This is a genomic window from Embleya sp. NPDC025285, from assembly GCF_055558835.1.
The window spans coordinates 77,174-91,351 of sequence record NZ_JBVHLU010000030.1; the positions used below are offsets into that span (position 1 = coordinate 77,174).

15 protein-coding genes are annotated in these 14,178 nt (G+C 71.9%); 3 read left to right on the plus strand and 12 right to left on the minus strand.

Translation table 11 applies throughout. The features are described 5' to 3' along the window. Positions 1–252: 252 nt before the first annotated feature. The 11 genes from ACZ4FV_RS21615 to ACZ4FV_RS21665 form a co-directional block, all read right to left on the minus strand. A complete protein-coding gene (locus ACZ4FV_RS21615; RefSeq protein WP_465323083.1) occupies positions 253–651 on the minus strand; it encodes a YdeI/OmpD-associated family protein in 399 nt (132 codons plus the stop codon). Then, positions 648–2,573, minus strand: a complete 1,926-nt coding sequence (locus tag ACZ4FV_RS21620) for an anthranilate synthase family protein (protein ID WP_465323084.1) — start codon at positions 2,571–2,573, stop codon at positions 648–650. The genes ACZ4FV_RS21615 and ACZ4FV_RS21620 overlap by 4 nt, the downstream gene beginning before the upstream one ends. After that, on the minus strand, positions 2,570–3,238 hold the full coding sequence (locus ACZ4FV_RS21625; protein ID WP_402232057.1) for an isochorismatase family protein: 669 nt from the start codon (positions 3,236–3,238) through the stop codon (positions 2,570–2,572). Before ACZ4FV_RS21625 ends, ACZ4FV_RS21620 begins: the two co-directional genes overlap by 4 nt. A gap of 47 nt (positions 3,239–3,285) precedes the next feature. Next, positions 3,286–4,056, minus strand: coding sequence for a 2,3-dihydro-2,3-dihydroxybenzoate dehydrogenase (locus ACZ4FV_RS21630; protein ID WP_395867098.1), 771 nt, complete (start codon positions 4,054–4,056; stop codon positions 3,286–3,288). 10 nt (positions 4,057–4,066) lie between these two features. Next, complete coding sequence (locus ACZ4FV_RS21635; RefSeq protein ID WP_395867096.1) at positions 4,067–5,560, minus strand: amidohydrolase family protein; 1,494 nt, start codon at positions 5,558–5,560, stop codon at positions 4,067–4,069. Beyond that, on the minus strand, positions 5,557–5,886 hold the full coding sequence (locus tag ACZ4FV_RS21640; protein ID WP_402232059.1) for a phosphopantetheine-binding protein: 330 nt from the start codon (positions 5,884–5,886) through the stop codon (positions 5,557–5,559). The genes ACZ4FV_RS21635 and ACZ4FV_RS21640 overlap by 4 nt, the downstream gene beginning before the upstream one ends. Before the next feature lie 7 nt (positions 5,887–5,893). Continuing rightward, complete coding sequence (locus tag ACZ4FV_RS21645) at positions 5,894–7,561, minus strand: (2,3-dihydroxybenzoyl)adenylate synthase (protein ID WP_402232061.1); 1,668 nt, start codon at positions 7,559–7,561, stop codon at positions 5,894–5,896. A 3-nt stretch (positions 7,562–7,564) separates the two neighbouring features. Then, complete coding sequence (locus tag ACZ4FV_RS21650; RefSeq protein ID WP_395867090.1) at positions 7,565–8,611, minus strand: ketoacyl-ACP synthase III family protein; 1,047 nt, start codon at positions 8,609–8,611, stop codon at positions 7,565–7,567. After that, the gene (locus tag ACZ4FV_RS21655) at positions 8,611–9,954 is read right to left on the minus strand and encodes a salicylate synthase (protein ID WP_395867088.1); all 1,344 of its coding nucleotides are present in this window, start codon (positions 9,952–9,954) and stop codon (positions 8,611–8,613) included. The genes ACZ4FV_RS21650 and ACZ4FV_RS21655 overlap by 1 nt, the downstream gene beginning before the upstream one ends. A gap of 273 nt (positions 9,955–10,227) precedes the next feature. Next, positions 10,228–11,430 (minus strand): cation:proton antiporter, encoded by a 1,203-nt coding sequence (locus ACZ4FV_RS21660; RefSeq protein ID WP_395867086.1) that lies wholly within the window; start codon positions 11,428–11,430, stop codon positions 10,228–10,230. Between the two features lie 85 nt (positions 11,431–11,515). Next, positions 11,516–11,737 carry a cation:proton antiporter regulatory subunit gene (locus ACZ4FV_RS21665; protein ID WP_020555717.1) on the minus strand — a complete coding sequence of 74 codons (222 nt, stop codon included), beginning with the start codon at positions 11,735–11,737 and terminating at the stop codon, positions 11,516–11,518. Between the two features lie 259 nt (positions 11,738–11,996). On the opposite strand from ACZ4FV_RS21665, the gene ACZ4FV_RS21670 reads away from it, so the two are divergent. From ACZ4FV_RS21670 to ACZ4FV_RS21680, 3 genes are all read left to right on the plus strand, one after another. Then, positions 11,997–12,155, plus strand: a complete 159-nt coding sequence (locus tag ACZ4FV_RS21670; protein ID WP_395867084.1) for a hypothetical protein — start codon at positions 11,997–11,999, stop codon at positions 12,153–12,155. Between the two features lie 129 nt (positions 12,156–12,284). Beyond that, positions 12,285–12,611, plus strand: a complete 327-nt coding sequence (locus ACZ4FV_RS21675; protein WP_402232065.1) for a DUF6247 family protein — start codon at positions 12,285–12,287, stop codon at positions 12,609–12,611. Then, positions 12,608–12,856 (plus strand): hypothetical protein, encoded by a 249-nt coding sequence (locus ACZ4FV_RS21680; RefSeq protein ID WP_395867080.1) that lies wholly within the window; start codon positions 12,608–12,610, stop codon positions 12,854–12,856. Before ACZ4FV_RS21675 ends, ACZ4FV_RS21680 begins: the two co-directional genes overlap by 4 nt. An 88-nt stretch (positions 12,857–12,944) precedes the next feature. Here ACZ4FV_RS21680 and ACZ4FV_RS21685 read toward each other — a convergent pair whose 3' ends face one another. Then, complete coding sequence (locus ACZ4FV_RS21685) at positions 12,945–14,159, minus strand: acyl-CoA dehydrogenase family protein (RefSeq protein WP_395867078.1); 1,215 nt, start codon at positions 14,157–14,159, stop codon at positions 12,945–12,947. Positions 14,160–14,178 lie beyond the last annotated feature (19 nt).

The window sequence follows — 14,178 nt, forward strand, 5'->3', positions numbered from 1 at the left end:
GGCGCTAGAGGCCACTCAGCCCGTGCGGCGCTTGAGCACAACCAGCCCGGCCGGCGCTAGAGGCCACCCAGCCCGTGCGGCGCTTGAGCACAACCAGCCCGGCCGGCGCTAGAGGCCACCCAGCCCGTGCGGCGCTTGAGCACAACCAGCCCGGCCGGCGCATGAGGCCACCCAGCCCGTGCGGCGCTTGAGCACAACCAGCCCGGCCGGCGCATGAGGCCAAACAGCCCGGCCGGCGCTTGAGGCCACCCCTCAACCAGAGCCCGCCGCAGGCGAACCCGCGACCCAACGCCCCTCCGCCTTCGCAGCCTCGATCCGCGCCAACCCCGCCGCCCGCATCCGCCCGCGCTCGATCAACTTCTCCGCCCGCCGGCAATTGATCCTCGACCAGTTGCTCCGCGCCCGGCGCGGGGTGTACCGCTGCGCCCACCACCCCTCCGGCGTACCGCCGGAGAACGCCTTGCCGTCGATCCACCCGTAACACAACGCCACGTCCGACGCCTGTCCTTGGGTCACCGACGGCTCCGACGTGCCCTTCTTCGCCAACGCCACCCACACCCCGTCCGAGTCGGCGTGGTTCGCCTCCATCCAGGCGCCGAACTCCTCGGCCGAGGCGAAGTACAGGGTCTCCTCGCCGTCGTCGCCGCTCACGTGCGCACCTTCCCCTCCGCCAGATCGCCCAACAACTCACCCAGAATCTCGGCCCCGTGATCGGTCAACACCGAAGCCGGATGGAACTGCACCGAAGCGAACCCCGGCCCGCGCAGCCCATGCACCTCGCCACTGCCCGGGTCGCGAAACACCTCGACCGCACCGTCCCGCGCCGCGCACCGGATCGAATCGCTCGGGCTCAATGCCGCGAACGTGTTGTAGAACCCGACCCGTTCGGCCCGCCCGAAGCAGTCGACGGTCCGTTGCGTGCCCTGATTCGGCAGCGGATTGCGCACGATGTCCAGCCCGAGCATCGTGCTCAGCACCTGATGGGCCAGACACACCGACAGGAACGGCGTGTCCGCCGCCAGCAGCGTGCGGGTCACCTCCCGGATCCGGGCGATCTTGGGATGCGCGTGATCCCGAGGGTCCCCGGGGCCGGGGCCCACGATGACCAGGTCGTGCTCGTCCAGGCGATAGTCCTCGTCGAACCGCCGAACGGTCACCAGCAACCCTTGCGCGGCCAACAGGTGCCGCCCCATCGAGGTGAAGGTGTCCTCGGCGTCGATCACCAGCACGGTACGACCCGCCAACCTCGGTTCGGGCCGGGTGCGTTCCCCCGGCCCGGCGAACCAGAAGCCGGCCAGCGGCAGGTTCCGCGCCGCCAACGCCTGTCGTACGTCCGGATGTTCGCCGATATCGGCGCCGGTTCCGACCGGTCTGCCGACCGCACCGCCCACCGGGCCGCGCAACGCCTCCAGCAGGCCCGCCGCCTTGGCCCGGGTCTCCGCCGCCTCCGAGACCGGATCCGAATCACGCACCAGCGTCGCGCCGACCGCGATCCGCAACCGACCCGCCGGGTCGACATCCGCCGTACGGATCAGGATCGCCGAGTCCATCGCCCGACCACCGTGCGCGTCCCGCCCGATCAACGCGACCACGCCCGCGTAGTAGCCGCGCCCGGCCGGTTCGTGCCGCGCGATCACCCGGCACGCACTCTCCAACGGGCCGCCGGTGACCGTCGGCGCGAACATCGTCTCGCGCAACATGTCCCGCACGTCCAGCGAACTGCGGCCCTCGATCAGGTATTCGGTGTGGGCCAGCCGCGCCATGCGTTTCAACCGCGGGCCCACCACACGACCACCGAGGTCGCACACCCGGCCCATCATCTTGAGTTCCTCGTCGAGCACCATGTACAGCTCGCCGGCCTCCTTCTCGTCGGCGAGGAAGTCCAGCACCTCGCCCAGGTCCGGCCCACCGTCCGGATACCGATACGTGCCACTGATCGGATTCATCACCACGGTGCCCGCGTCCAGGCTGATGTGCCGCTCCGGCGAGGCGCCCACGAACGTACGGCCGGCGGTGTGGATCACGAACGTCCAGTAGGAGCCCGGGTCGCGCCCCAGCAACCGACGGAAGAAGGCCAAGGCGGTATGCGGCGACCAGTTGCCGATCTCCACCCGGAACGAGCGCTTGATCACGAAGTTGGCGCCGGTCCCGCGCCCGATCTCCTCCGCGAGCACCGTGCGCACCGTGTCCGCGTACTGCTCGTCGTCGGCGTCGAAACCGCCCCGGCCCAGCTCGATCGGCCCGTCCGGCAGCCGATCGAGGATCTCCGCGACGGACACCGCGTCCTGCTCCAGGACGGTCATCGCCAGCAGCGGTGCGCCGTCGTCGGGAAAGTCGTAGCCCCGCTCGCCGATCTGCCGATACGGCAGCACGGCCAGCGTCTCGTGCCGGCCGCGACCACCGGCCGGCGGCAGCGGGATGTCCGCGATCCGGTCCGGCTCGGTGATCCGCCCGAGCAGTACGTCGATCCGCTCGGGCCCGGCCGCGCCCGGCCGGTGCAACAACGCGAACGGCGGTGGGTCCGGCGCCAGGATGCGATCCAGGACGGACGGGCCGGGCGGCGGGCCGGTCATCGCTTGGCTCCGCCCGACGTCGTCGCCGTCGCCGTCGCCGTCGACAACGCGACCCGGGTGGACACCGTCACCGCGCACCGGGACGCCAGATAGTCCAGCGCCATCCGGTGGTACTCCGGCGAGAAGTCGGCCACCGCGTCGGCCACCACGAAGGTCTCGATGTCGTGCGAGAAGGCCTCGTGCGCGGTCATCAGGATGCCCACGTGCGCGTAGACGCCGCAGATCACCAACTGATCCCGGCCCTGCGCGCGCAGCAGGTCGAGCAGGCCGGTGCGGAAGAACGCGCTGGGCCGCCACTTGGTGAACACGGTGTCCGCCGCGTTCGGCGCGATCCGGTCCGGGATCATCCGCTGCCCGGGCTCGGCGGTCATCCCCGGGCCCCAGAAGTCCTTGAGCAGGCCGCGCTGTTCGTCGCTCATCCCGCCGGGTTGCGCGGTGTACGCGACCGGCGCGCCGCATTCGGCGAACCGGGCCCGCAGCGCGGCGACGTTGTCCATCAGGTCGGCCATCGGCGCCCGGTCCGCGTCGAAGGGCCGCATGAAGTAGTGCTGCAGATCGTGGATCAGCAACACCGCGCGCGCGGGATCGATCGTCCAGGACGCGACGTTGCGCGGCAGCTCGTCCTCGGTCGGCATGGGGTAGGACGCGATCGCCGGGATCGCCATGATGCCTCCTTTCTCGTGCGGTGGGGGACGCTCGACGGAGCGCGCGCTCAGTTGCCCAGCGCCGCGCCGCCGTCGACCGTGAGCTGGTGGAGCGTGATGTGCGCGGCGCGGTCGGAGAGCAGGAACAGCACCGCGTCCGCGACGTCCTGCGGGCGGGCGAGTCGGCCGAGCGGAATGCCGACCCGGAAGGTGGCCGCGGTGCCCTCGATCGAGGCCGCGCGCGCGTCGCCGTCCGCCCACAACGAGGTCAGCATCGGCGTGTCGGTGGAGCCCGGGGCGACCACGTTGCACCGGATGCCGTGCCCGGCCAGTTCCAGGCCGAGCGACTTGGTGTAGACGGTCGCCGCGGCCTTGGACGCCGCGTATGCCGCCATGTCCCAGCGCGGGGTGCCCGCCGCGTTGGAGGCCACCGTGACGATCGCGCCGCTCGCGCGCGGGATCATCCGGCGGGCCACCGCGCGGCACACGTGGAAGACACCGGTCGTGTTGACCGCGAAGGTCTGCTCCCAGTCCTGATCGGAGAGTTCGGCCGCGGCGCCGGTGCGCAGCACCCCCGCCGCGTTGACCAGGTAGCCGATCGGTCCCAGTTCGTCCTCGATTCGGGCCACCACCGCGTCCACGTCCGCGCTCGATCGCACGTCGGCGGCGAATCCGCGCACGCGGTGTCCGGCCTCGGTCAGTTCCTTGACCGGCGGCCCGAGCGCCTCGGCGTTCGCGTCGAGGGCCGCGACCGCGATCCCCTCGGCGGCCAGCGCGCGCGTCACCGCACCGCCGATGCCACCTGCCGCCCCGGTGACCAGGGCCGTCGTGTCGCGCATCGGGCACACCTCATTTCCGCTGTCGTCGAGATTTCCGGGGTCGTCCGGTGAGCGCGGCCACCACGTCCGGGTCGATGCCCAGGCAGCGCACCGAGAACGAGCCGAGCGCCGCCAGGTACTCCGCTTCCAGGTCGGCCTCGTCGACGCCGGTGGCCCGGCCGCCCTCGACCAGGACCCGGCCCGCGACCAGGACGGTGTCCACGTCGGTGGATCCGCCGAGTGCGAGGAAGGCCTCCAGAGGACGCGGGTTGAGCAGGTAGCGCCAGTCGTCGGTCGGGATCAGCTGGAGGTCCGCCTGCTTGCCCGCCTCGATGCTGCCGATCTCCGCGGCCCAGTCCAGACCTCGGGCGGGCAGCCGGGTGGCCATCGCCAGCGCGTCGGTGGGCAACACCTCGGTGGGATCGGCGTACATCTCGTTGTACATCTGCCAGCAGGCCCGCATGGCCTCGGCCATGCCGCCGATCGGCAGCGAGGCACCGTCCGTGGACAGCGAGACGTCCAGACCGGCGCGCCGGAACCGGGGCATCGCCCGGGTCTCGGTCAGCGCGGACTCCCCCGCCGGACCGTACTTCGCCGGCGAGTGGCTGATGTGCGCGTTCGCCTCGATCAGCAGCTTGCTCTCGTCCTCGTCCGCGAACGCGCAGTGCACCGCCATGAACCGGTCGGACAGCAACCCGAGTTCGGCGAACCGGCGGACCGGGGTGTTGCCGTGGTAGGCCAGCATGACCGCGGACTCGTTGCGCAGCGCACCCACGTGCGTGCCGAACGGAACGTCGTAGCGGTCCACCAACTCTGCCAGCCCGGCGCCGAGTTCGTCGCTCATGTTGGTGCCGTAGACCGCGGTCGGCCAGGCCCGGACCAGCCCGTCGGGATCGGCCGCGACCTCGCGCAGCACGTCCTCGATCCGGCGCAGTTCGTCGTCCGCGTCACGGGTGCGACGAAACCGTGTCTCGCCCTCCGCGCACACCGCGTCGCTCGCCCACGTGCTGACCACGCAGCGCATGCCCAGGTCCCGTGCGGCCCCGATCAGCGCCTGGGGCCGGTTGAACGAGCCGACGTCGCCGAGGGTGGTCGTCCCCGACCGCAACTGGGTCCACATCGAGTAGCGCGCGATGGCCGACGCCTCGTCCGGGGTGAGCAGTTCGAGCTGATCGTGGAAGACGTCGAAGGCGGTCGAGATCTGCCGGATGTCGCCGCCCAGGGCCATGAACGCGGGCTTGTCGTCCCGATCGGCGGGCGGTCGCAGGGCCCCCTTGAACGGGAACCGCAGTGCGAACATCTCGTGCCAGTGCGCGTTCACGAAGCCGGGCAGGATCATCTTCCCGCGCGCGTCGATCGTGCGCAGGTCCGCCCGCAGGGCCGGCGTCAAGCCGGCCTCGACATCGGCGGTGGTCCCGACCGCGGCGATCCGCCCGGCCTCGACCAGGACCGAACCGTCCGGGATCACCCGTGCGCCGGTGTCTCCCGGATACAGGCAGCCGCCCCGGATCAACAGCGCGCTCATCGGTCCGCCTCCGGCTGCCCCTTCGCTCCGGCCGCGGCGAACCGCTCGGTCCACGCGTCGATGGTCGGTTCGGCGGCCAGGTCGCGGAATTCGACCGCCAGGCCCTGCCGTCGCCACCGGGTGACCAGGCGCATCATCTCCAGCGAACCCAGGCCGAGCAGCACGAGGTTGGCATCGCCGGCGATCTCGCCGGAGGGGGTGCCGATCATCGCCGAGACGCTCTCGCGCAGGTCGGCCGAGGTCGGCGGAGCGGGGGTGGGCCCGGCGGTCCCGGTCGTGCCGGTGGTGCCGGAAGTGCTGGTGCTGGTGCTGGTGGTGCCGTCCATGTCCGGTTCACCCTTCCCGGTGTTCGGAGACGGTTGCGGCCGGTCCCCAATTCCGGCTCAGTGTCGGGTCGTTCGCCGCTGCCGTGAGGACCTTCTTGTCCACCTTGCCGAGCGCGGTCAGCGGGAAGGCGTCGACGTGTTCCATCCGGTCGGGCAGCTTGTACTCGGCCAGCCCGCGCTCGTGCAGGGCCCGCTTGAGGTCGGCCAGGGTCGGCGGTTCGCCCCGGCAGATCACGAACGCGTGGATGCGCTCGCCGAGGAACTCGTCCGCGACCGGGACCACCGCGGCGGCGTCCACCGCGGCGCAGCTCAGCAGGTGGCCCTCCACCTCGCCGGCGGCGATCTTGTCGCCGCCGCGGATCACCACGTCCTTGAGCCGCCCCTCGATCACCAGGTGCCCGGCCGGGGTCAGTCGGGCCAGGTCGCCGGTGCGGTAGAAGCCGTCCGAGGTGAAGGCGCGCCCGTTGTGCTCGTCGGCGCGGTAGTAGCCGCGCAGCGTGTACGGGCCGCGGGTGAGCAGTTCACCGACCGCGCCGAGCGGCACATCGGCGTCCCGCTCGTCCACCACGCGCACCTCGTCGGCCGCCGAGATCGGGCGGCCCTGCGTGGTCAGGACGGCCTCGGCGTCGTCGTCGGGGCGGGACATCGCGAGCAGGCCCTCGGCCATCCCGAACACCTGCTGCAATCGGCAGCCGAAGCCCGGCTCGATCCGGGCGGCCAGTTCGACCGGCAGCTTGGCGCCGCCGATCTGGATCAGCCGCAGGCTCGACAGGTCCGCCGCCCCCCACTCCAGCGCCTCCAGCCACAGCCGGGCCACGGTGGGCACCACCGAGGTGAGGGTGACCCGCTCGCGCTCGATGGCACGGAAACAATCGTCGGCGGAGGGGTCCTCGGCCAACACGACGGTGCCGCCGGCCGCGAGCGTACCGAGCACACCGGGGCAGCCCCAGGTGAAGTTGAACTCCACCGGCAGCGCGGCCAGGTACACCTCGTCCGGGCCGACTTCGCACACCTCGGCCGCCGTCCGGATCTGGTAGGCGTAGTCGTCGTGCGTGCGCGGAATCAGCTTGGGCAGCGCGGTGGTTCCGCCGGAGAGCAGGAAGAACGCCACATCCGCCGGGTCGTTCGCGGGCAGCGGGAGCGGATCGGCGTCCACGCTCGCCAGTGCGAACACCGATGCGCCGGCTCCGGGCGGCGGGTCGCCGTGCACGAACACCGCGCGCAGACAAGGGACTTCGTCGAGCATGCGGAGCGCGAGACCGGCGTGGTCGAAGCCCCGATGACGATCGGGCACCACGTATGCCGACGCCCCGGACGACTCGCACAGGTGCCGGATCTCGTTGGCACGGTGCGACGCGAGCGAGAACACCGGCTTGACGCCGACCCGGAACAGCGCGAACGCGACGATCACGAACTCGGCGACGTTGGGCAGCTGGAGCACCACCCGCTCGCCGGGACGCAGGCCCAGCCGGTGGAAGCCGGCCGCCATCCGGTCGATCCGGTCGGCCAGGTCGCGGTAGGAGAGCCTGCGTTCGCCGCCGACCAGGGCGGTGCGGTCGCCGTGCGCGTCGGCCCAGGCCCGGGGCAGGCCGCCGAGGTCGACGCCGAGCCACAACCCGTCGCGCCGATAGCGTGCGGCGACCTCCGCCGGCCACGGTACACATCCGTCCGGCATCGGTCAGCCCTCCTTCGCGGGCTCGTACGGGGCGAGGATCTCCAGCACCGCGCAGTCGGTCTCCATGCCCGGCCCGGCGCACAACAGCAGGACGTGATCGCCGGGGACCACCTCGCCGCCGGTCCACACGTGTTCGAGGCCGATGAACGGGTCCGCCGCACCGGCGTGCCCGAGCGTGCGGGTGAGCTCCCAGGTGCCGCGTGTGTCGTCGATGCCCAGCGGGTCGAGGTAGATGCTCTCCAACGCGCCCCGGGTGTAGCCGGAGTGGCAGATCCGGGCCACCTTGTCCAACGCCAGGCCGGCCTCGGCCAGCGTGCGCTCGACCGTATCGGCCACCACGTCACCGAAGTGCCCCATCGGCGGTGCCACACCCTTGGCCCACTGCTCGCGCCAATAGGCGCTGCGTTCCTCGAAGTTGAGCGAGCGGCCGATGGTGATGCCGGGCGGGAAGCGCTTCTCGCCGCCTCGGTGCAGTTCCTCCATCGACGGATTCGACACCGCCCCGAAGGCCAGCAGTCGGGCGAAGCCGGCCCGCCGGGACACCACCGCGGCCGCGCCGCCGTCCGCGAGCAGGAACAACTTCGACGCCCGCCACCGATCCACCAGCGGGGTACCGAAGTTGTCTCCGCAGGTCAGCAGCACCGCGTCGTGGTCCGGGTTGCCGAGCAGCCGGTACGCGGCGCTCTCCAACGCGGCCAGCGAACCCAGACAACCCGGCCCCACCTGGACCGCGGTGATCGGCCGGTCCAACGTGTTGCGCAGCACGTAGTGCGGCGCCGACCAGCCGTCCGGGCCCTGGTGGTGGGTGGCGGTGTGCAGCAGCGCGCCGAAGTCGTCCGGATCGTGGCCCGATCGGCGCACCGCGACCTCGGCCGCCCGCACCGCCATGTCCGGCCCGGGCAGGTCCCCGGCGACCATCACCGACTCCATGCCGGACGCCTCGCGGTCCGCCGGGTCGTACCAGGACGCGCCGACCGCGAACGCGGTGCTCACCACGTCGGGTCGATACGAGCCCACGCCCGCGACGAACACGTCTTCGTGGAACCTCATCACGCGTCCTCCTCCCGCGCGGGCACCAGGTAGCGCGCCACGCTCTCCAACTTCTCGCAGGTCTCCTCGAACTCCCGTTCCGGCGTCGAGTGGCCGACGATGCCGGCGCCCGCGCGCAGCCAGGTGTGCCCGTCCTTGCGGTAGGCGCTGCGCAGCACCAGGGCCGCGTCCAGTTCGCCGGTGTGGTCCACCGTGAGCACCGCGCCGCTGTACAGACCGCGCGCGCCGGGCTCGTGTCGGCGGATCGAGGTGTACGCGGCGTCCTTGGGCACGCCGGACGCGGTCACCGCCGGGAAGACGGCGGCGAAGGCGTCCCAGATGCCCGCGCCCGGCGCCAGTTGCCCGGACACCCGGGAAGCCAGGTGCTGCACACTGCCGCGCTCGCGTACGGTCATGAACTCGGGCACCGACACGCTGCCCTCCACACACACGTCCTCGAGTTCGTCGGTCCCGGTCTTGACCGAGATCGCGTGCTCGTAGACCTCCTTCGCGGAGGCCAGCAGGTCGGCGCGCAGGCCCTCGTTGACGAGCAGGTCGGGGGTCAGCGCGCGGGTGCCCGCCAGCGGTTGGCTGACCACGGTGCCCGCCGCGGACACCTTGACCACGATCTCCGGACTGAAGCCGATCGCCTCGATGCCGCCGAGGTCGAGCAGGAACGAGCGGGCCGGGTTGTTGCTCCGCCGGCCGGTCACGTAGGTGGCGATCAGGTCGATGTCCTCGTCCACGTCGACCACCCGGGAGAGGATCACCTTGTGCAGGTCGCCGTGGTTGATCTCGTCCACCGCGAGCTTGACCGCCTCGCGGTACTCGAACTCGCCCCGGCCGTGCACGTCCAGCGGTCGGGCCGGCTCGGCGGATCCCGCGACCGGTGTGTCGATCGTGGTCATCAGGGCGCTCAGCGTCTCCTGGTCGACCGCGCGCAACAGCGCGTGCCCCTCCTCCAGTCGGACCTCGGCGCGCGGCACCACCAGGTGCAGCAGTCGCTCGTCGCCGACGTGCGTGAGGTCGCCGTCCTTGGCGTAGGACAGTTCGAAGGCCGCCCAGCCGTACGCGCGCCACTCGGGCACCGTCACGGTGTCCAGGAGTCGGGACACCAGGTCCAGCGGCCGGTCGTCCCAGGGCAGCACGATGTCCGGCTCGTGCTCTCGGCTCAGCCTGGCGCCGTGCCGGTCCAGCGTGAGTTCGGCCCGCACCCCGCCCGCGTACGACCACGTGCCGCCATTCTCGTAGACCACGTAGGACGCGTGCAGGCCGGAGCCGGCCAGTCGGGCCGCGACGAGCAGCGGCTCCTCGGCGAGCGGGATCTGCGTCTCGAAGTAGTGCAGCCACCTGGTGGGACTCATCTGCGGGCGTCCTCTCGTAGCGGTCGGGATCGCGCGTCGACGACCGCGACGCGCACGGCCGCGGGCGGGACGGCGGCGGGGGCGCGGCGGGCCGGAGTCGGACCGATGCCTTGGGTTACCGTCAACGACGATACGGAGGTAACCGGGTGGGAACCACAAGCCCGCGATAAGGGGTTCTTCTCGAAACGCGAAGTCGGCGCATCCCGTTGGGGATACGCCGACTCGGGGTGTGCCACCCCGGCCCGGACCGGGCAGGGGCCCGACCGTCCGCCGCTACCGCGGCGTCAGGTCGTCGTCCTCCTCGATCGGGGCCGGCACCGCCTTGGGGCCGAACAGGCGGCGCAGCACGGGCTCGGCGTAGCGCGCCGTGAAGGGGCCGGCCACCACCAGGATGAGCACGTACGCGGCGGCGAACGGTCCCATCCGCGGCTCGACACCCGAGGTCGCCGCCAGGCCGGCGATCACGATGGAGAACTCGCCGCGCGCGACCAGCGCACCGCCCGCCCGGTAGCGGCCGGGTTTGGCGATGCCCGCGCGGGCGGCGGCCCAGTAGCCGGTGGCGATCTTGGTCAGCGCGGTGATCAGCGCCAGGGCGGCGGCGGGCAGCAGTACGCCGGGCAGCGCGCCGGGGTCGGTGGACAGACCGAAGAACACGAAGAAGACGGCCGCGAACAGGTCGCGCAGTGGCGCGAGCAGGGTCTGCGCGTGTTCGGCGACGTCGCCGGAGATCGCGATGCCGACCAGGAAGGCGCCGACGGCGGCGGACACTTGCAGCTTGTCCGCGATGCCGGCGACCAACAGGGTCAGGCCGAGCACGCCCAGCAGCAGGAACTCCGGTTCCTCGCTGGAGAGCGCCTTGGAGATCCGGCCGCCGTGCCGGAGCGCGAGGAAGAGCACGATGCTGATCGTGCCCAGCGCGATGGCCACGGTGAGCGAGCCGCCGAGCAGTCCGACGCCGGCCAGCAGCGCGGTCAGGATGGGCAGGTAGAGCGCCATCGCGAGGTCCTCGATGACCAGCACGGACAGCACCACCGGGGTCTCCCGGTTGCCCAGGTGGCCCAGGTCGCCGAGTACCTTCGCGATCACCCCGGACGAGGAGATCCAGGTGACGCCGGCCAGTGCGAGCGCGGCGGTGGGCCCCCAGCCGAGCAGCAGGCCGGCCACGAAGCCGGGCACCGCGTTGAGCAGCGCGTCGATCGCTCCGGCGGGCGCGGCGGCGCGCAGGTTGGTGACCAGTTCGCCGGCCGTGTATTCCAGGCCCAGCAGCAGCAGGAGCAGGACGACGCCGATCTCGGCGCCGATCTCGATGAAGTTGTCGCTCTGTGACAGGTCGAGCACGCCGCCGTGGCCGAAGGCGAGGCCGCCGAGGAGGTAGAAGGGAATGGGCGACATCCCCATCCGGGTCGCGACCCGGCCGAGGATGGACAGGCCCAGGATGATGGCGCCGAGTTCGATGAGCAGTGTTGCCGGGTGCATGGGTGGGTTGTGCTCGCGGTGTTCGAAGGGGCAGGACGGTCTGCGGCTCGAACCGCGGGTTGAGGGGGGTCCGCGGGCGGGTGGGTCAGTCCTCGGCGAGCAGTTCCGCGAGCGCGACGGCCTCGGCGCGGGTCAGCCGCACGCCCGGGCCGCACGCGTCGGGGTCGTCGACGTTGTAGAAGGCGATCCGACGCACGCCGTCCCGGCCGGCGACCACGGAGATGGCCCGGCCCGCGACGGTGGACAGGGTGTACTGCGTACCGATGCCCGGGAGGGGGGTTTCGCTGATCGGGACCTGGCCGCCCATGAGGTTCTCCTGTTCGAACGAGGGCCTTCAGATTAGGTGCAACCGGGGGATGGTCGGCCCTCTTCCCCCGGGTGTCGAGCTTCCTCGGGCACGACCCCGGTTCGACACGGTTTGTGTGGGCGTCATGGGGGCGTCGGATGTCCGCGCCCCGGACGACCACCGCGGGCGGTGGTCCGGCGCCGGCGGGGTATTCGGAAAGTGACGTCGCCGCCGCGACGTGTCCGGACTCGTCCGGACCCCGCCTCGCCAGGAGGTTACCGTGACCGATCCGTGGCCGGACCCGTTGCCCCCGGTCCCGCCGATGCCCAGCCCGCACCCGCTGCCGGAACCCGGCCCCGAGCCGCTGCCGCCGGACCCGGGCCGGCCGCCGGTCCCGGACGAGCCGGAACCCGAACCACAACCGGCACCGATGCGCTGACCCGGGCCGAGCCCGGTCGGACCGTCGCATCCGGGGTCGCGCGCGGCGCGCGCCCAACGACGCGGGGCGTACGCCCGACGCGCACGCGCCGACTACCGCGCGGTCCGGCCGGGCCGGCACGCTCAGTACATGGACGAGCAGCTTCCCGTTCCCGCGCCCCGCACCGCCGATCTCGTCATCCGCGTCGGCGGCGCCCGCTGGCCGTCGCCCGCCGAGATCCGCGCCGAGTTGCCCGAGGACGCGCGTGTCGAGTTCGAGCGCGAGTTCGCCGGCGCGCTCGACCACGCTCATGGCACCGGACAACTCGCCGCCCTGGCCGATGTCCTGGCCGGCTGGCAGCGCCATCTCATCCTCCGACGCACCGGCGACTACGAGCGGGTTGTCGAACGGTCCGCCCGACTGCACGCGGGCGAGCGGTTGGAAACCGTGCCCGCCGCCCAAACCAGGCGCGCATGAGCTGCCTGGTGGTGTACGACGCGCCCGCCGCCCGCCAGAAGGCAACCCTGCCCACCAGCGCGATCGGCGCGCTCAACACCCTGGAAAGTGCGCTGGAGCGCGACCCCTGGGCGGTCGGCGGCCGAATGCACAGCGGCCTCAAGACCATGCGCGAGGCCCCGTTCGGCTCCTTCGGCTTCATCACGTTCGTCATCGAGGACAGCCGCGTCCGGGTCACCGTGATGAACGTGGTCTGGACCGGCTGAACCGGCGATTCACGGGCGACCGTCGCGACACCCGACCCGTGCCTCGGGCCGAGTGACGCGACGCCTCGCGGCGCCCGGTAGCCCCGCGTCAGCGAATCGGCACGTCCGCCAACGTCCGCGCGATGACCAGTCGCTGGATCTCGCTGGTGCCCTCGAAGATCGTGTAGATCGCGCTGTCCCGGTGCATGCGCTCGACCGGGTACTCGCGGGTGTATCCGTTGCCGCCGAGGATCTGCATCGCGGCGGAGGTCACCCACTTGGCGGTCTCTCCGGCGTACAGCTTGGACATCGAGCCCTCGGCCGCGGTGAACGGCTGGTTGGTCGCCGCCATCCACGAGGCCCGCCAGGTGAGCAGTCGGGCCGCGTCGATCCGGGTGCGCATGTCGGCGATGGTGAACGCGACGCCCTGGTTGTCGATGATCGGCCGGCCGAACTGCTCGCGGACCTGCGCGTATTCCAGGGCCACCTCGTAGGCGGCGCGCGCGATGCCCACCGCCTGGGCGGCCACCGCCGGGCGGGAGGACTCGAAGGTGGCCATCGCCGCGTTCGAGCGCCCGGACGTACCCGCCTTGGCCCGCGCGATCCGTTCGTCCAGCTTCTCCTTGCCGCCGAGCAGGCAGTCGCCGGGGACGCGCACGTTGTCCAGCACCACCTCGGCGGTGTGCGACGCGCGGATCCCGTGCTTCTTGAACTTCTGGCCCTGGGACAGGCCGGGCGTGTTCGGCGGGATCACGAAGCTCGCCTGACCGCGCGAGCCCAGGGCGGGGTCGGTGGTGGCGACCACGACGTGCACGTGCGCGATGCCGCCGTTGGTGGCCCAGGTCTTGACCCCGTTGAGGATCCAGTCGCCGGTGGCCTCGTCGTGGACGGCGCGGGTGCGCATCGAGGAGACGTCGGAGCCGGCGTTGGGCTCGGAGGAGCAGAACGCGGCGACCCGGATGTCGTCGGCGGTGCCGAACAGTTCCGGCGCCCACGTGATGATCTGCTCCTGGGTGCCGTTGGCCACCAGGCCGGCCGCGGCGAGCGCGGTGCCGGTCAGCGCCAGGCCCAACCCGGCGTCGCCCCAGAAGAGTTCCTCCATGATCAGCGGCATGCTCAGCCCGGTGGGATCGAAGGCCTGGGTGGTGAAGAAGTCGAGGGAGTACAGTCCGACCTTGGCGGCTTCCTGGATGATCGGCCAGGGGGTCTCCTCGCGCTCGTCCCACTCGGCGGCGGCCGGGCGCATGGTGTCGGCGGCGAAGGTGTGCACCCAGTCGCGGATGGTGGTCTGGTCCTCGTTCAGGGCGAGGTTGAAGGCGGTCATGGGTGGCGGGCCCCCGGGC